Below are 17,079 nucleotides of genomic sequence, written 5' to 3'. Positions count from 1 at the left end.
GGTCGTCGATCGCGGCCGTCCGGAGGAGGCTGCCGTGACCGCTGTCGAGCCGAAGCCGCTACCCGTCGTCACCCGGCCCTGGCCGGTGCGACGGCAGGTCCGGGGCACCTTCCTCGCGCGCACGATCCGCACCACCGACGCCAAGCAGATCGGCATCATGTATCTGGCCACGGCGTTCGGCTTCTTCCTGATCGGCGGCCTGATGGCGCTGCTCATGCGGGCCGAGCTGGCCCGGCCGGGCATGCAGTTCCTGTCCCCCGAGCAGTACAACCAGCTGTTCACCATGCACGGCACGATCATGCTGCTGCTGTTCGCGACGCCGATCGTGTTCGCCTTCGCCAACTTCGTGGTGCCGATCCAGATCGGCGCGCCCGACGTGGCGTTCCCCCGGCTCAACGCGTTCGCGTACTGGCTCTACCTCTTCGGCGGGACGATCGCCGTGGCCGGCTTCCTCGTGCCCGGCGGCGCCGCCGACTTCGGCTGGACGGCGTACGCCCCGCTCAGCGACTCGATGCACTCGCCCGGCGTGGGGGCGAACATGTGGGTCGTCGGCCTCGCGATCAGCGGTCTCGGCACCATCCTCGGCGGCGTCAACATGATCACCACGATCCTGACGCTGCGCGCGCCCGGCATGACCATGTTCCGGATGCCGATCTTCACCTGGAACATCCTGCTGACCAGCCTGCTGGTCATCCTGATCTTCCCGTTCCTGGCGGCCGCGCTGCTCGTGCTCGGGGCCGACCGGATCCTGGGCGCGCACGTGTTCGACGCGGCGACCGGCGGGCCGATGCTGTGGCAGCACCTGTTCTGGTTCTTCGGCCACCCCGAGGTCTACGTGGTGGCGCTGCCCTTCTTCGGCATCATCACCGAGATCATCCCGGTCTTCAGCCGCAAGCCCGTCTTCGGTTACAAGGGCCTCGTCTCGGCCACGCTGCTCATCTCGGCGCTGTCGTTCGTGGTGTGGGCGCACCACATGTTCGCCACCGGCCAAGTCCTGCTGCCGTTCTTCAGCCTGCTCAGCTATCTGATCGCCGTGCCGACCGGGATGAAGTTCTTCGTCTGGATCGGCACCATGTGGCGCGGCCAGGTCAGCTTCGAGACGCCGATGATGTTCGCCATCGGCTTCCTGGTGACGTTCCTGTTCGGCGGTCTCACCGGAGTGCTGCTGGCCTCCCCGCCGATCGACTTCCACGTGACCGACTCGTACTTCGTGGTCGCGCACTTCCACTACGTGCTGTTCGGCACGATCGTGTTCGCGGTGTTCGGGGGCATCTACTTCTGGTTCCCCAAGATGTTCGGCCGGATGCTCGACGACCGCCTCGGCAAGGTCCACTTCTGGCTGACGTTCATCGGCTTCCACACCACGTTCCTGGTGCAGCACTGGCTGGGCGCCGAGGGCATGCCGCGCCGCTACGTCGACTACCTGCCCGGCGACGGTTTCACGACGCTGAACACGATCTCGACGATCGGCTCGTTCATCCTGGGCGCCGTGACGCTGCCGTTCCTCTACAACGTGTGGCACTCCTACCGGGTCGGCCCGGTCGTCACGGCGCCCGACCCGTGGGGGCACGGAAACTCGCTGGAGTGGGCCACCTCGACCCCGCCACCGTTGCGCAACTTCGACAAGATGCCGCGCATCCGCTCCGAGCGGCCCGCCTTCGACGCCAAGTTCCCCGAGCTGGCCGTCACTTCGGCGGCGGGCCCGCCCGAGGGCGGCGCCCGCCCGCTGACCGAGGAGTCGACGGGCGGCGCCAGCTATCAGGAGGACCGCAGCGATTAGACAGCGAGCTGGGCCATCAGACCGGCGATGTCCATGATGATGCGGCTCTCGGTCAGACGGCCGTCGCGGTAGCGGTCGAGGGTCCAGGCCTCGACGGTGACGGGACGGCAGGTGGGCGCGATGCCCAGGAACTCGCCACGGTGGGTGCCCGACCAGGTGGACAACGTCATGACCCGGTCGTCCTCGGCGATGGTGTCGAGCAGCGTCCAGTGCAGGTCGGGGAAGGCCCCGAACATGCCGGCGAGCGCGTCAGCGAGTCCGGCGCGGCCGGGGCCCTGCCCGGGCATCGGGTTCTGCTCGACGAAGTCCTCGGCAACCAGATCGTCGAGCGCGCGGCCCAGATCGCGGGCGTTGATGATCTCGTCTGCGAAGCGCTGGGCGTAGGTCTTGAGGGTGTCGGTGGACATGGTTGGCCCCTTCGGTCAGAGCGGCAGCTTGTGGCGGAGGATCCCCGGACCGTCGGCACGGCCCGAGAGGATGCGGACGAAGTCGACGGCGTCCACGGTCTGGTGGTCACCGTCGTCCTTCTGGAAGACGCCGCCGGCCGGGCCGGTCAGGGTCACCAGGTAGGGCTGCCCGTGGCGCTCGGACCATTCCTCGACGATGTCGGCGATGATGCGGCCGTCGTGCCCCGCGGTCAGCTCCGGGGTCGTCCCGGCGGCCCGGGCGATGTCGATGCGGTGCATCCAGACGTCCCGGGTGAATCCCATGTCGAAGAGGTAGCTCAATGGCTGCCGGCCGACGTGGACGCCGAGGCCGGTACCGAGGGGCAGCACCGGCAGGGCACGGATCGCCGCGGGCATACGGCGCCGAGCGGCGAGGGCGGTCGCGGCATGCTGCTGCCACAGTGCCGGGAGTTGGCTGCCGGTCCAGGCGGTCCGGGCGCGGAGCTGGGCCTCGTTGAGGCCGTCGACCCAATGTGTGGCGCCGATCCGGGCGCTCAGCCGCCGGCCGGCCAGCACCTGGCGGACGAACTCGGTGGGGTGGGCCTGCGCCTGGGCCGAAGCGATCAGATGAACGGCGATGTCGCGGACCGTCCAGCGCGTGCACTCGGTCGCGGCCCTCCACTGCTCGTCGGTGAGGGCTCGCAGCAGGTCGAGCAGGCGTGCGTTTTCGAAGGCCGTGAGCTCCATGGCCTCCGCGTGGCGAATCATGGCGTCTCCTCCGGACTGAGTCCTGACTCAGTCGGCTCTGTCCTCGCCCACCGGGTGGAAACCGGTGAGGAACAGGTCGAGCAGCGGTTCGAGATGGCGCGTCCAGCGGTCGCCCCCGGGTTCGTTGGCGATCTGCTGGGCGCCGAGGCCGGCCACGACGGCGGTGTAGACGTCGACGTGGGCGGGGCTGCCGGCGCCGAGCGCCGACAACAGACTCACGCAGCGGTCGATCAGGCGCTGCGCCAGGGCGTACGACTCGGCCGAGGGCTCGAAACCCGGAATGGTCCGCTGGAACAGCAACTGCTGCCGGGGCGGGCTGGCGACGGCGTAGTCGAGGATGGTGCGGGACAGCCGGACGAGCTGTTCGCGGGCGGTGCCGCGCGGTGGGAGCCGGTCGATCTCGGCGAGAAGTTCGCCGTACGCGTGAGCGAACATCGCGTCGTACAGACCGGCTTTTGACGGGACATGCGCGTACAGCGACGGCTGCCGGATGCCGACCCGGCGGGCGACCTCATGCAGAGTGACCGCGCCAAGTCCCGATTCCGCGGCGATGTCCCAGGCCGCGAGGAGGATCTGCCGGCGCCGCTCCGTCACGATCGTCTCCTATCGACGATAGGCTGTCACCTATTAGTGATAGGAGCTTCACCTCCCGAAGTCAAGCCTTTCCGACGGCTGTCGTCCGACCGGCTTCCAGGCGCTTGGTCAGGCGGCGGACGATCAGCAGCGGGATGATGCCCAGCACGCCGAACGAGATGTCGATCGGCAGCCACCACCAGGGCAGCTCGCGGATCGGGCCGGCGATCAGGGCCAGCGGGACGATCGCGGCGCAGCAGAGCATTCCCCACTCGACGACCCAGATGTTGCGGACCGGGTCGCGCCAGGGGCCGATGAAGGCCATCGCGATCACCAGGTGGGCGAAGGCCAGCCAGTCGGTCCCGTACGCGATGAACGGGTAGTTCTCGCCCGTGACGACCAGGCCGTCGTGCACCTGGTCGATGAAGGTGACCAGCTCGTCCGGGGCGGGCACGCGGTGCAGCACGTCGGACAGGATGCGCACCTCGGTGATCAGCGGGAACGCCGTCACGCCGCTCAGCACGAGGCCCACGATGAAGACGGCCAGCCAGGCGCGGATCGCTCTCATGATCAGCAACCTAGAGGCCCCGGGCGGCACACGGCCAATCGCTTACAACACCTTCACACCTCGCCACCGACCTTCACATCGCTCGATAGCCGTCGAACAGGGGGCCGCCGGCCCGGTCGAGCACCTCGGTGGCGAGGGCGGCGGGGGCGTCGCGGGCGGCGAGCCAGCGTTCGGCCAGCGCGGGGTCCAGGTCACGCAGCTCGCGCAGCAGCCACTTGCCGCCACTCATCCAGCGCCCGGCCGCCAGCAGAGCCGCTTGCGCCGTTTCGGTCCACAGGGTTGCGGCGATCACCGTACGCTCCCCCGGGTCGACGACGTGCGCATAGTCGTCGAGCAGGTCGGTCAGGCCGTAGCGCAGCCGCTCGCTCTCGGCCGGGCTCAATGGTCCCGGGCCGGCGGCGAGGACCTCGGCACCACGGGTGATCCATGCGCTGGGGTCGCCGCGCAGCGCCGCGCCGTGGGCGAGCATGCGGTGCGTGCTCGGTTTGCGGGCGGCCAGCTCGCTCGCCATGAATCCCTCGAGTCGTTCCCGCGTGTGCACGAACAGCTCGACCGGCCAGCCCCGGTATCGCAGGCTCGCCCGATATCCGGGTTCCGCATCAATGAGCACCACGATGTCCAGATCGGATCCCGCCGTACGGGCGGGGCCAAGCACGCTTCCCGTGAGCAGCGCCCAAACGCAGTCCGCATAGCGTTCCTCGATCAGGGCACGGGCGTCATCAATCGGATTCACCCTGCGATCCTGCCTGAGATCGGCCGCCGTCACGCACCGATATCAGGCGCACCCCGCGACGCCTCCCGACGGCCCGGCCGCGCGTCGGGGCCGTCGGCACTACGCGCCGGAACCCGCGTCCTGGGCGGGACGGCCGGCCTCGGCGTGGCTTCGCGGGTTGGGGAGGCCGGCGGCGGTACGGAGGTCGTCGGGGTCGGTCCGGGTGGAGTCGAGGAAGCGGGTGAGCACCGCCGTGGCCTCGGTGAAAGCCTCGACCAGCGCGGCGTCCGTCTCGGCGGCCCAGTAGGACTGGTGGACCGAATGCTGGTTGTGGTTCTCCGAGCACCAGCAGGCCACGTTCACAGACGCGCTCACTACCCGGTGCGGGTCCCAGGCCAGATGCAGCTCGACATCGAGCCAGTCCACGCCGGTCGAGAAGAGGGTGATCGATCCGACGAGGTACACCACGTAGTCGTCGCCGCCCGCGGGCCGGTCCATCAGGTTGGGGAACCAGTTCCAGCGGGTGCGACCCGTTGCCGCCGGATGGGCCTCCAACTCCGTGACCAGCCGGCGGAGCTCGTCCAGCACTGACTCGTGCCCGGGCAGCATCACCTCGAGCGACAGATCCGCGAACGACCCACTCTGCTCCACCATGTCGGCCATGGTGCCAAAGCGGCGACACCCTGCCGGTTCACCGGATCGACCTATGCCTCCGGCGACCCGGAGGAAGGCGGCGGCCCAGAAGACGACGGCCCGGCGGACGGCGGCCCGGTAGGCGGCGGCCCGGTAGGCGGCGGCCCGGTAGGTGGAGTGGGCGGGCGACGGAACTCCACGACGATCAGCGACAGGCCCAGCAGGATCATGGCGGTCAGCCCGGCGTGGTAGCCCCGGGCGGGACCGGTCACGACCTCGCCGATGTTGTATTCGCGCAGGTCGTCCCGGGTGATTCTGACGTCGCGCAGGTCGGCAAAGGCGATCGTCGTCAGGCCGTTGGGCATGACGAGCTCCATCGTCGGGGCACCGACCTGGCTGGGCAGCGGCTTGTGGGAGACGTCGGCCCGCTGGTCCAGGGTCAGATAGATCGAGAACCCGACCATGGCCAGGGTGGTCAGCCACAACGCCGTCGGGACGGGGTTCCGGAACCGGCGGGCGCCCAGCCAGACCAGCGCCGCGACGAGGCAGAGCGCGATGGCCACGGTCCAGCGGGTGGAGGCCTGCCAGGCCGTCACGGTCTCCGTCACCCAGCTCCGCTTGGTGATCGACCACCAGGGCAGGAAGCTGCTCAGCAGAACCAGGACGGCCGGGCCACCGACAAGCCACACAGAGCGTCGCATCCGGTCACCGGCCGGTACAGCCGAAAGCGGGGTCCGCGCGGGAACCCTCGACGGTGGCGCCCCCGCTGAAGTCCACCACGTATTTGAAGACGGCCCAGTACGGCGCGGTGAAGGAGACCGAGACCGCGACCGGCGAGGTCGTCCCGACGACCGGCCCGCACGAGGGCGAGAGGTCGCGGGCCAGCGATGCCCGGAGCGATGGAAAGTCCGGCGGCGCGGACGAATCCCGAACAGCGATCGAACCGCACCGGGCCGGCAGCTCCTCCACTGTGGGCGGCCCGGCCGGGGGCCGGGGCGCGAGGAGGAGCCGCGGACTACACCCGGCGGAGAACCGACTGGACACCGGCCAGCAGCTGATCTCGGGTGTACGGCTTGGCCACGATCATCGAGTCGGGTTCGAGGTTGTTGCCGGCCTCGTCGATCAGCGCCTCGGCGAACCCCGAGATGAACACGACGCGCAGCGCGGGCCGGCGCTGTTTGGCCACGCGGGCGAGCTGGCGGCCGTTCATGCCGGGCATCACCACGTCGGTGATCATCGCCGCGATCGGGTCGTCGTGCCGGTCGAGCAACTGCAGCGCCTCGACCGCATCGGCCGCCGACAGCACTCGATATCCCGCCCCGCCGAGGAACCGGGCGGTCACCTCACGCAGATCCGCCTCGTCGTCCACCAGCAGCAACGTCTCACCCCCGGCGGGCACGGCAACGTCCACCACCGGCGCCGCTGGAGAAACAGAAGACCCGGTTTCCCGTACGCCGGGAAGGGTGATCGTCGCTGTCGTGCCCTTGCCCGAGCGGCTGGTCAGGGTCAGTTGCCCGCCCGACTGGCTGACGATGCCGTGCGCGGTCGAGAGACCGAGACCCGCCGTGCCGGTCGACCGCTTGGTCGTGAAGAACGGCTCGAACGCGCGGGCCAGCACGTCGGCCTCCATCCCGCGGCCGGTGTCGGTGACCGTCACCGCCGCTCCGCCCTCCGGAAGGCGTGCTGTCGCGATGGTGATCCGGCCACCTTCCGGGGGCATCGCGTCGGCGCTGTTGCTGACCAGGTTGATCAGCACCTGGGTGATCTGGCGGGGGTCGGCCCGCACGTCGGCCGGGCCGGGTGCGAGTTCGAGCGCCACCGAGGCCGGGCCGGCCGACTCCCGCAGCGTGCCCAGCAGTTCGCGGAGCAGGGTGTTCAGGTCGACCGCGGTCGGCTGGGTGATCTCACGCCGGCCGAAGGCGAGCAGCTGCTGGGTGAGCGCCTTGGCCCGTTCGCCGCCCTTGACGACCTGGTCCAGATCGGACAGCAGCGAGGCCGACAGTCCGGGCGGCAGTTCGGCCGCCGATTCCTCCAGGCTCTCGATGGCCAGCGTGGTGTAGCCGAGGATCGCGCCCAGGATGTTGTTGAAGTCGTGGGCCGCTCCCCCGGCCATGCGCCGCAGGCTGTCCATCCGTTCGGCGTCGCGGCGGCGGGCCTCGGCCTGGCGCTGCTTCGTCTCGTCGCGCAGGCGTTCCTCGGCCGCGATCAGGTCGGAGACGTCGTCGACCATGAGCACGCCGCCGGCCAGCTCGGCGTCGTCGTCGTGGATGTGGCGCAGTTGCAGGCGCAGATGCCGTACGGTCCCGTCCGGGAACTCGGCCCGGTGCGTGTAACGACGCTCGGCCACATCGCCGCGCAGCAGGTCGAGGGCGTCCTGGCGCGAGCCGGCGTCCAGGCAGGCGAGCCAGCCCCGGCCGAGCAGGGCGTCGATCGGCGTACGCATGATCTCGGCCAGCCGCGGGTTGATGTAGTCGGCCGCGCCGTCCGCGTCGAGCAGGGCGATGCCGACCGGGGACGCCACCGCCATCGCCTCGAAGCGGCGCTCGGTGTGGTGCAGGGCGCGCACCTTCTCGATCAGCTTGGCGTTGACCGCCTGCACGTGGGCCTGCGCGAAGTCGTCCGAGGGCACCGCGTCGATCGACACCGGCCCGATCGCCAGGGCCGCGTCGACCGCGTCGAGCAGCTCGTCGGGGCTCTGCGAGCGCAGCACCACCTGGCTGACCCCGCACGCCTCGGCGATCGGCCGGGTCTCGGGTTCCAGGTAGTTGGCCGTGTAGAAGATGACCGGCGCCTGGGCGGCCAGCTGGTCGGGGTCGGCCCGCAGCCGGTGGACGAGCTCGAGCCCGTCGATGCCGGGCATGAGCACGTCGGAGACGACGATGTCGGGATGGTGCTCGTGGGCCAGTCGCAGCGCGTCGGCGCCGTCGTGGGCCTCGATCACGTCATGGCCGCGGTAACCCAGAAGCAGGCGGACGATGTCCCGGTTCGCGGCCACATCGTCGACGACCATCACCGTCGCCACAGGCGGCTCCTCATCTGTTCATGTCCGTTATAAGACTAAAGCACAATATTTCCCTTGTACGGTTAATGACCGTGAGCAGCCGACACGTAGCCGCCGCCACGTTCGCCGCCGGAGGACTCGCCTGGGCGTGGCACCGGCTGTCCCGCCGGCACGACCGCCGCCGCGTGGAGCGCTACCGCCTTCTCGCCGCGATCCTCGACGACGTGTCGGCGCCCGCCTTCGTCAAGACGCTCGACGGGCGCTACCAGGTGGTGAGCCCGGCCTACGAGAACCTGCACGGCCTGCACCGGGCGGCCGGGCGCCTCGACCACGAGGTGCACCCGCCGGAGCGGATGGCCGAGATCTCCCGGCACGACCGCGAGGTGATCACCGGTACCGGCCCGGTCGCGTACGAGGAGGAGTTCGGCGACCGCTGGTACGTGACCACCCTGCACGCGCTGCGCGACGGCCGCGGCCGCCCGTACGCGATCTTCGGCGCCGGGGTCGACGTGACCCGGCTGCGGCTGGCCGAGGGCAAGTTCCGCAGCCTGCTCGACGCCTCGCCCGAGGCGATGGTGTGCGTGAACAGCGACGGCCACATCGTGCACACCAACAGCCGGGCCGTCGAACTGTTCCGCCACGGCCACGACGAGATGCTCGGCGCGGCCATCGAGACCCTGGTCCCGGGCGCCAGCCGCAAGATCCACGTACCGCATCGCCCCCGGTACTTCTCGTCGTCGGCCCGCCCGGCGGGCGAGAACGTGCTGCTCACCGCGCGGCGCAAGGACGGAAGCGAGTTCCCGGTCGAGGTGAGCCTGTCCCCGGTGCAGGCCGAGGGCCGGACCATGGTGCTGGCCACGATCCAGGACGTGTCGTCGCGGCGCCGGCAGGGGCACACCAACGCCCGGCTGGCCGCGATCGTCGAGTCGTCCAACGACGCGATCGTCAGCAAGGCCCTGGACGGCACCATCCAGACCTGGAACTCGGGCGCCGAACGGCTCTACGGCTACACCGCGGCCGAGATGATCGGGCACGACGTCACCCGGCTGCTGCCCCCGGACCGGCTCGACGAGGAGAAACACCTGCTGGGCCGGGTCAACCAGGGCGAGACACTGCCGCAGCACGAGACCCGGCGGATGCGCAAGGACGGCAGCGTCATCGAGGTCTCGCTCAGCATGGCTCCCATGCGCGACGACGAGGACCGCATCATCGGCGCGTCCACCGTCGCGCACGACATCACCGCCCGGGTGCAGGCCGAGAAGCGGCTGCGGATCGAGCGCGAACAGCTCGAAATGATCATGGAGGCGGCCGCCGACCCGTTCATCACGATGGACGAGCACGGCGTCGTCTCGGAATGGAACCAGCAGGCCGAGCAGGTCTTCGGCTGGCCGCGCGACGAGATCGTCGGCCGCGACATCGCCGAGACCGTGCTGCCCCGCCGCTACCAGCCCGCGCTGCGCCGCCTGCTGGCCGGCCGCTGGGACTGGTTGCTCGACCGGCCGACCGAGATGGTCGCGCGGCACCACGACGGCCACGAGCTGCCGGTCGAGCTGACCCTGTGGCGCATCCGGCACGACGGGTCGGCGCACCTGCACGCGTTCGCCCGCGACATCAGCGCCCGCCTCGAGACCGAACAGGCCCTGGCCCAGGCCCGCGACCAGGCCCTCGAGACGGCCCGGCTCAAGTCGCAGTTCCTGGCCTCGATGAGCCACGAGATCCGGACGCCCATGAACGGCGTCATCGGCCTGACCAGCCTGCTCCTCGGCTCCACCCTGGACGATCAGCAGCGCCGGTACGCCGAGGGGATCAGCACGGCGGGCTCGGCGCTGCTCTCGGTCATCAACGACGTGCTCGACTTCTCGAAGCTGGAAGCGGGCAAGGTGCTGCTCGAGGACACCAACTTCCAGCTGCGGCGGCTCGTCGACGACGTGGTCTCGCTGGCCGCCCCGCCCGGCACCACCAGTGCGGTGGCGATCACCGGCACCTGCGATCCCCGGCTGCCCGCCACGCTCAGCGGGGACGCGGCCAAACTACGGCAGGTGCTGCTCAACCTGGCCGGAAACGCGATCAAGTTCACCGCGTACGGGAAAGTCTCGATCTCGGTCACCCCGGAGGCGGATCAGTCGGCCGGGCCCGAGGCGATTCCCGTACGGTTCGAGGTGCGCGACACCGGCATCGGCATCGATCAGCCGCAGCAGGAGAAACTGTTCGAGCCGTTCACGCAGGCCGACGCGGGCACCACCCGGCGGTTCGGCGGCACCGGGCTCGGCCTGGCCATCTCGCGCGACCTGGTCGAGCTGATGGGCGGCCACATCGGCGTGCACAGTGAACCCGGGCAGGGCAGCACGTTCTGGTTCACGATCACGCTGCGGGCGGCCCGCGAGGGCGCGCAGCTCTCCGAGAACCACGCCCTCGACGGGCTGCGGGTCCTCATCGTCGACCAGGACGAGAACGACCGCTCCGTGCTGGCCGACCAGCTCGCGGCGTGGTCGATGCAGGCGACCGGGGTGTCCAGCGGCGAGGCGGCGTACGACATTCTGCGCGACGCGGCCGCCACCGGCCGCCCGATCGACCTGGTCATCCACGACGGGATGTTCCCCGGCGTACCGGCCGGGACCCCGGCGCCCAAGACGATCCTGCTGACCGACTCCGCGCCGAGCGGACCGGACCCGTCCGCCCTGACCAAACCGCTGCGGCAGTCCCAGCTGTACGACGCCCTGGTCGGCGTGCTGGCCACCGACGACCTGCCGTCGGACGTGGTCGCGTCGGTCGCGCCCGGCCGCGGCCACCTGCTGCTGGTCGAGGACAACGAGATCAACCGCACGGTGGCCCTGGGCATCCTGGCCACCCTCGGCTACACGGCCGACATCGCCACCAACGGGCGCGAGGCCGTCCGGATGGCGTTCGAGCGCCGCTACCAGCTCATCTTCATGGACTGCCTGATGCCCGAGATGGACGGCTACGCGGCCACGGCCGAGATCCGCCGCCAGGAAGGCACCGAACGGCACGTGCCGATCATCGCGCTCACCGCCAGCGCCCTGCCCGAGGACAAGGCCCGCTGCCTGCAGGCCGGCATGGACGAACACATCGCCAAGCCGCTGGTCCCGGCCGACGTGGCGGCGGCGCTGACCCGCTGGGCGACACCGTCGGTGGTCACCCAGATCGAGGAACGGCTCGACCAGTTGCGCGGCCCCGACCCGGCCGAGAGCGCACCTGTCATCGAACGCCTGCTGCGCACGATGGCCGACCGCATCCCCGGCCACGTCGAGAACATCAGCCAGGCCCTGGCCCTCGACGACGCGCCTGCCTTGCGCAACGAGGCCCACCAGCTCAAGGGCATCATGGCCAACATCGGCGCGGCGGACGCGGCCGACGCCTGCGGACGTCTCGAGGAACAGGCCCGCCGGGAAGACCTGGACGCGGCCGTCGACGCCCTGGCGGCGCTGCGCCCCGAACTCGACGCCGTCCGGAAGGCGGTCACCCTCATCCTCCGCCCGCCTGCGGCCGCTCCGGCCGGGCCGCGGTAGGGAATCCTTGTCTTTATCGTCTACTCGTGGACGAGGATTCCTTCTGGCGGATGGTCGAGTCTGCCCGCTCGGAGATCGGTGGCGACACCGAGCGCGTGGCCCAGGCGTTGCTTCGCCGTCTTCGGGCGTTGCCGCCCAGAGACATCGAGCGTTTCCAGGAACTTTGGGAACAGGCCCAGGACGAACTCTGTCGTTGGCCGGTTCTCGACGCCGCGAGCCTGTTGCTCGGCGGCCTCACGGACGAGCTCGCCGTGCAGGACTGGATCGTGTCGCACGGCCGGCCAACCGTGCGAGGCATACTCGAGGATCCCGACAGCCTGGTCACCTTGGCCTCCGATCGGCACAACGCTCGGATCGATTGGTTCTGCGGCCTTCCCATGGAGGCGCACATAGCAGCGACCGGAGCTCCCTTCGCGGTCGACGGCCGTCCGGGACCCGACGAACCGTACGGAACGCCGACCGACCTGACGAACGAAGTCGAGGCGCGACGACGGTTCCCCCGGCTCGTCGCGTACCTGGACGACAACCGATGGATTTCGCGCCCGTGGGAGCCCTCGTCCAGGTGACGACACGTTCCTCGGTGCGGCGGACTCGGACGCCGTTCGCGGGACGCCGGGCGGATCGGTCGCACCGGATTTAGCATGCTCTCCATGAGCGACGTCGACGCCGACGACCTGCCCGAGCTGACGTTTGTGCTTCCGGCCATTCCGGCCTCGGCCGGGGCGCTGATCCGGGGTCGCGAGGGGCGGTTGCTCATTCTGAAGCCGACGTACAAGGGCGGCTGGACGATTCCGGGTGGGGTGGTCGAGGTCGGCGAGTCGCCGTGGGAGGCGTGCCGGCGCGAAGCCCGGGAGGAGTGCGGCCTCGAGGTCGCCACGGGACGACTCAGATGCGTCGACTTCCGCCGGCCACGGCCCGGACGTCCGGGTGGAATGCGCTTTCTTTTCGATTGCGGCGTCTTCGACGACGCCGTCCTGGACACGGTGGTTCTCCAGGCGCTCGAGATCTCCGAAAGCCGGGTCCTCCCGATCGACGAAGCGTTGCCTCTGCTCAGCGGACCGGTCCGGCGGCGGGTACGCGCCGCGTGGAAGACGAAGCGGGTGCGCTATCTGGAGGACGGCCGACCGGTCGAGGGCGTCAGTCCGTAAGGCCTGTTACCGGCGTCGATCCGAGCGCGGGTAGCCTGCGCTCTCGTGGTCCGACTGATTGTTGCGCTTGGCGTCTTGATGCTTGCTGCGGGCTGCACCCGTACGCCTGCCGCATCGGTGCCGACGGCCGCGGCGCCCGTGGCCTCGCCGGTGGGGACCGCGGTGCTGGAGCGCTGGGAGCAGTGGACGTTGTCCGGCGTGTCACCGGGTGAGGCCGGCGACTATCCGGAGCTGCCGCACCGCGACGACTGTGCCGCGGATGAGGGCACCGACTACTGGTTCGTCGCGACGCCGAACACGGGCTGGGCGGGTGAACGCGACAAGTGGACCTGCGCGGTGCCGGCCGGGAAGCGGCTTCTGCTGGTGCCCGCCTCGGCGTCGGTGAGCCTCGAACTGGGCTGTGACGTCGTGCTCGACAACGTGGGGGCGGCGGCGACCGCGACCCTGGACGGAGCGGCGGTGGCGTTGAGCTGGGCGGGGCCGTTCGCCGAGTTCGAGGGGTCGGCGGTCTGCGCCCAATGGGGCGTCACCGCCCCGCTGACGCCCGGCGCGCACACAGTCGAGCTGGCCGGTGACGTCGGCGGCCAGCAGACAAAGGCCACGGTCGCCGTCACCGTGAGCTGAGCGCAGGGGGCGCGGCACAATGGGCCGGTGCGAACGCGGTGGACGGCCCTGCTGACCGTGCTGATGCTGCTGTCGGCCTGCACCGGGTCGGGGCCGGACGAACCCGCGGTGACCAGCTCGCCGGTGGCGGAGGCGGGGTGGGTGCCGCCACCGGCTGACGCGGTGTTCGACTATCAGCTCGGCGGGGCCTACCCGCCCGCCGGCGACGTCGGCATCGTGGTGCGGGATCGAACCGCCGCGCCCGACCCGGAGCGGTATTCGGTCTGTTACGTCAACGCGTTCCAGACCCAGCCGGGTGAGAACGACTGGTGGGCCCGCGAGCACGACGACCTGCTGCTCAAGGATGCGAAGGGCGGCTACGTCGAGGATCCGGACTGGCCCGGCGAACGTCTGCTCGACACGCGCACGGCCGGGGAACTGGCCGACGTGGTCGGGGCGTGGTTCGCGGGCTGCAAGGCGAAGGGGTTCCGGGCCGTCGAGCCGGACAACCTCGACTCGTGGACGCGGTCGGGTGGACTGCTCACGCGGGCGGACGCACTCGCGTACGGGAAAATCCTGATCGATCGCGCCCATGCGGCGGGGCTGGCCATCGCGCAGAAGAACACGCCCGAACTCAGTGGCGAGGCCGGGTTCGATTTCGCGATCGCCGAGGAGTGCGCGGTCTACGACGAGTGCGGGGACTATCGGGACGCGTACGGGCGGCAGGTCTACGAGATCGAGTACACGGACAACGGTGCGGACGCGTACGGGAAAGCCTGTAAGAGCTACGGCGGCGAGATCTCGATCATTCTGCGCGACCGCGATGTGGTGCCCGCGGGGAAACCGGGATACCGCTACGAGCACTGTTAGCGGTTCAGGTGGCCGGCCATCGCGGTCATCAGGCGTTCGCGGGCCTCGACCTCTTTGATGCGGGCGTCGTCGGCCTGGCGGCGCCACATGTCCCGGGGGCTGTGGATGTCGCGCGTGCTGGCCACCGGCTCGTCACCGGCCTCGGACTGCTTGCCGACGGCGTAGCGGAGCTTGTCGAGCGAGTCGAGCCACGCCTCGAACGCTTCACGGACCGGTGCCTCGGCGAACAGACCGATCAAGACCCGCGCCCGTACGAGGTCATCGGCGGACCCGGCCGGGTCGACGCTCGCGCGAATGACCGTGGTGGCGATCTCCACGTACGAATCCTCGAGCCGGAGCTCGCGCCGGTCGGTGCCGGACTGGGTGTGCCGCAGCTGTTCGAGGCCGCGCGCCTGCGAACCGGCCAGCTCGGCCAGCGCCTGCGCGTGCCGGTTGCCCTCACGGGCCAGTTCGGCGGTCTGGCGCTGGCTGCGCACGCTCGTCGCCCACCCGAAGACGAGGCCCGCGACGGCCACCACCCCGCTGCCCACCGGTGTCACCCAGTCCCAAGCCACGGTGGGGCAGCCTACCGCCGCGGAGATCGACGGCCGTCAGGGGCAGCGGTCGGTCTCGTAGGTGAGCTTGTTGATCGAGCCGCCCCAGTGGATGCACGCGTCTTCGGCCTTGGCGATCACCGGGCCGACGTACGAGTCCGAGTTCTCGGCCGCGCGGTTCCCGTCCTGACCCTCGACCTGCAGCAACGCCGACATCGGGGCGGCCTTGCCGTCGCCGGTCAGCCGGACCGTGACCACGCAGGACTCCGCGGTGTCTTCGTTGAAGAGCAGCGACACCCGGCCCTTGAGCACGCCCTCGTTGGTCTGCAGGTCTTCGCGGTCGACGAGCTTGAAACCGTCGCCGCAGACCTTCCGGGGGTCCTGGCCCTTGATCGACGTCTCGGTCGGGGTCGGCTCGGTGGTCGGCTCCTCGACCGGGGCCTCGGTCGTCTTGGTCGGGCGCGGCGACTTGGTCTTCTTCGGGCCCTCGGTGGCCGGGGCGGACGATGTCGCGATCGGGCCGGCCGCGCCGGTGCTCTGATCGCCGCTGTCACCGGTGAGGGACGGCCAGGCCACGGCCAGGCCGACGCCACCGAGGGCGAGCACGACGGCCACCGCGGCCGCGATGACGGTGACGTTGCGCTTCTTGGGTGAGTCGGGCGGCGCGAGAGCGGCGCCCCGGCCCGAGGTGCCGCCGCCACCGAAGTCGCCGCCGCCGAAGCTGCCCGAGCCGCCCTGCTGCGGAACCGAGGCGGCGCCGGAAACGGGCCGGCCCGCCTGAGCCCGGCCGGCCTGGAATCCGCCCGCCTGGGCGGCGGCGCCCGCCGGAAAACGCCCGGACTGCGGGCCACCGGGGTACACGCTCGTCTGCGGGTTGCCGGGCTGATAGGCGCCCGACTGCGGGCCCCCCGGCCGGTAAGCGCCGGACTGCGGGCCGCCGGGCGGGTATGCGCCGGATGGGGCGCCGGCCGCGCCGGAGGGATAGCCGCCCGCCGGGGCGCCGCCGGGAATCGGCATGCGGCCCGACGTCTGCCCCGGACGCGGCGGCCCACCGGCCTGCGCGCGTCCGGTGCCGCCGGCCTGCTGGAACGGCCGGGTGGGCGGCGGCTGCGACCGGCCGCCCGGCGAGCGAGCCGCCGACGCCATCGCGGCCGCACTCGGGAACCGCTGGGTGGGCTCCTTGGCCAGTGCGTGCAGCACCAGCGCGGCCACCGGCTGCGGCACGTCGGGCGGCAGGGTGGGCAGGGCACCGTAGACGAGCTGGCTCATCACCTGCAGCGGGTTGTCGCCGACGTAGGGCGGGCGGCCGGTGAGGCAGCAGTAGGCGACGGCGCCCAGCGCGTACACGTCGGTGGCCGGGCCGATCGGCTTGCCCTCGGCCTGCTCGGGGGCCATGTAGTTGGCCGAGCCGAGCACCACGTTGGTGCCGGTCAGCCCGGCCGCGGTGGTGTTGCGGGCGACGCCGAAGTCGACCAGCACGATCGCGCCGCCCGGCCGGACCAGCAGGTTGGCCGGTTTGACGTCGCGGTGCACGATGCCCGCCTCGTGCGCGACCTGCAGCGCGTCGGCCACCTGGGCGACGATCGTCATGGTCTCGGCCGGGCTCAACCGGCCGGCCTGCTCGATGCGCCGGGCCAGTGGGACGCCCTCGACGAACTCCATGACCAGGAAGTCGCCGTCGGTGGTCTCGCCGTAGTCGTAGACCTGGACGATGCCGGGATGGCGCAGCGCGGCCATCATGCGCGCCTCGGAGCGGAACCGGGTGACGAACTCGCGGTCGGCGCGCAGCGCGGGCAGCATGACCTTGATCGCGACGGGGCGGTGGAGCATCAGGTCCTCGCCGCGCCAGACCTCGCCCATACCGCCTGCGGCCAGGCGTTGGGTCAGGCGGTAGCGCTCGCTCAGGACGGCTCCGGGGGACAGCACCCGGACATGTTACTCGGGCGATGAAACGGCCCGGCCGGCCACGGGGGACGT

At 70.8% G+C, this 17,079-nt stretch carries 16 protein-coding genes; 6 read left to right on the top strand and 10 right to left on the bottom strand.

Annotated features, from left to right (window positions below; translation table 11 throughout):
• Window positions 1-34: 34 nt before the first annotated feature.
• Window positions 35-1,780 (top strand): aa3-type cytochrome oxidase subunit I, encoded by a 1,746-nt coding sequence (ctaD, locus tag KOI35_RS15880; RefSeq protein ID WP_215788220.1) that lies wholly within the window; start codon window positions 35-37, stop codon window positions 1,778-1,780.
• Here ctaD and KOI35_RS15875 read toward each other — a convergent pair.
• The 8 genes from KOI35_RS15875 to KOI35_RS15840 all read right to left on the bottom strand — a co-directional run bounded on the left by KOI35_RS15875 (window position 1,777) and on the right by KOI35_RS15840 (window position 8,442).
• Window positions 1,777-2,187, bottom strand: coding sequence for an ester cyclase (locus KOI35_RS15875; RefSeq protein WP_215788218.1), 411 nt, complete (start codon window positions 2,185-2,187; stop codon window positions 1,777-1,779). The genes ctaD and KOI35_RS15875 overlap by 4 nt on opposite strands.
• Before the next feature lie 15 nt (window positions 2,188-2,202).
• Window positions 2,203-2,934, bottom strand: coding sequence for a maleylpyruvate isomerase family mycothiol-dependent enzyme (locus KOI35_RS15870; RefSeq protein WP_215788216.1), 732 nt, complete (start codon window positions 2,932-2,934; stop codon window positions 2,203-2,205).
• 27 nt (window positions 2,935-2,961) lie between these two features.
• Window positions 2,962-3,528, bottom strand: coding sequence for a TetR/AcrR family transcriptional regulator (locus tag KOI35_RS15865; protein ID WP_215788214.1), 567 nt, complete (start codon window positions 3,526-3,528; stop codon window positions 2,962-2,964).
• A gap of 61 nt (window positions 3,529-3,589) precedes the next feature.
• On the bottom strand, window positions 3,590-4,075 hold the full coding sequence (locus tag KOI35_RS15860) for a hypothetical protein (RefSeq protein ID WP_215788212.1): 486 nt from the start codon (window positions 4,073-4,075) through the stop codon (window positions 3,590-3,592).
• A gap of 73 nt (window positions 4,076-4,148) precedes the next feature.
• Complete coding sequence (locus KOI35_RS15855) at window positions 4,149-4,808, bottom strand: nucleotidyltransferase domain-containing protein (RefSeq protein WP_215788209.1); 660 nt, start codon at window positions 4,806-4,808, stop codon at window positions 4,149-4,151.
• A gap of 99 nt (window positions 4,809-4,907) precedes the next feature.
• Window positions 4,908-5,441, bottom strand: coding sequence for a hypothetical protein (locus tag KOI35_RS15850; RefSeq protein ID WP_215788207.1), 534 nt, complete (start codon window positions 5,439-5,441; stop codon window positions 4,908-4,910).
• A gap of 50 nt (window positions 5,442-5,491) precedes the next feature.
• Entirely contained in the window at window positions 5,492-6,121 is a 630-nt protein-coding gene (locus KOI35_RS15845; RefSeq protein WP_215788205.1) for a hypothetical protein, read from the bottom strand.
• 314 nt (window positions 6,122-6,435) lie between these two features.
• Window positions 6,436-8,442 (bottom strand): hybrid sensor histidine kinase/response regulator, encoded by a 2,007-nt coding sequence (locus KOI35_RS15840; RefSeq protein WP_308121023.1) that lies wholly within the window; start codon window positions 8,440-8,442, stop codon window positions 6,436-6,438.
• Between the two features lie 71 nt (window positions 8,443-8,513).
• On the opposite strand from KOI35_RS15840, the gene KOI35_RS15835 reads away from it, so the two are divergent.
• The 5 genes from KOI35_RS15835 (at window position 8,514) to KOI35_RS15815 (ending at window position 14,569) form a co-directional block, all read left to right on the top strand.
• Entirely contained in the window at window positions 8,514-11,948 is a 3,435-nt protein-coding gene (locus tag KOI35_RS15835) for a PAS domain-containing hybrid sensor histidine kinase/response regulator (RefSeq protein ID WP_215788203.1), read from the top strand.
• Between the two features lie 26 nt (window positions 11,949-11,974).
• Complete coding sequence (locus tag KOI35_RS15830; protein WP_215788201.1) at window positions 11,975-12,514, top strand: DUF4240 domain-containing protein; 540 nt, start codon at window positions 11,975-11,977, stop codon at window positions 12,512-12,514.
• A gap of 84 nt (window positions 12,515-12,598) precedes the next feature.
• Window positions 12,599-13,096 (top strand): NUDIX domain-containing protein, encoded by a 498-nt coding sequence (locus tag KOI35_RS15825; RefSeq protein ID WP_215788199.1) that lies wholly within the window; start codon window positions 12,599-12,601, stop codon window positions 13,094-13,096.
• Window positions 13,097-13,171: 75 nt separating this feature from the next.
• Window positions 13,172-13,720, top strand: a complete 549-nt coding sequence (locus KOI35_RS15820; RefSeq protein WP_215788196.1) for a hypothetical protein — start codon at window positions 13,172-13,174, stop codon at window positions 13,718-13,720.
• A gap of 27 nt (window positions 13,721-13,747) precedes the next feature.
• The gene (locus KOI35_RS15815; protein ID WP_308121022.1) at window positions 13,748-14,569 is read left to right on the top strand and encodes an endo alpha-1,4 polygalactosaminidase; all 822 of its coding nucleotides are present in this window, start codon (window positions 13,748-13,750) and stop codon (window positions 14,567-14,569) included.
• On the opposite strand, the gene KOI35_RS15810 is transcribed toward KOI35_RS15815, so the two are convergent.
• Both KOI35_RS15810 and KOI35_RS49310 read right to left on the bottom strand, forming a co-directional pair.
• Window positions 14,566-15,123 (bottom strand): hypothetical protein, encoded by a 558-nt coding sequence (locus tag KOI35_RS15810; RefSeq protein ID WP_215788194.1) that lies wholly within the window; start codon window positions 15,121-15,123, stop codon window positions 14,566-14,568. The two genes, KOI35_RS15815 and KOI35_RS15810, sit on opposite strands and share 4 nt — an antisense overlap.
• Window positions 15,124-15,159: 36 nt before the next feature.
• Window positions 15,160-17,028, bottom strand: coding sequence for a serine/threonine-protein kinase (locus KOI35_RS49310; RefSeq protein ID WP_215788192.1), 1,869 nt, complete (start codon window positions 17,026-17,028; stop codon window positions 15,160-15,162).
• Between the last annotated feature and the right edge of the window lie 51 nt (window positions 17,029-17,079).

Source organism: Paractinoplanes bogorensis (genome assembly GCF_018829635.1).
Classification (GTDB): domain Bacteria; phylum Actinomycetota; class Actinomycetes; order Mycobacteriales; family Micromonosporaceae; genus Actinoplanes; species Actinoplanes bogorensis.
The sequence above is the reverse complement of the archived record's forward strand: the minus strand, read 5'-3'. Positions and strand labels throughout refer to the sequence as shown.

Coding starts and splice junctions, on each gene's coding strand:
- KOI35_RS15845 (WP_215788205.1), bottom strand. CDS start 6,121: ATGCGACGCTCTGTGTGGCTTGTCGGTGGCCCGGCCGTCCTGGTTCTG.
- KOI35_RS15825 (WP_215788199.1), top strand. CDS start 12,599: ATGAGCGACGTCGACGCCGACGACCTGCCCGAGCTGACGTTTGTGCTT.
- KOI35_RS15850 (WP_215788207.1), bottom strand. CDS start 5,441: ATGGTGGAGCAGAGTGGGTCGTTCGCGGATCTGTCGCTCGAGGTGATG.
- KOI35_RS15860 (WP_215788212.1), bottom strand. CDS start 4,075: ATGAGAGCGATCCGCGCCTGGCTGGCCGTCTTCATCGTGGGCCTCGTG.
- KOI35_RS15870 (WP_215788216.1), bottom strand. CDS start 2,934: ATGATTCGCCACGCGGAGGCCATGGAGCTCACGGCCTTCGAAAACGCA.
- KOI35_RS15875 (WP_215788218.1), bottom strand. CDS start 2,187: ATGTCCACCGACACCCTCAAGACCTACGCCCAGCGCTTCGCAGACGAG.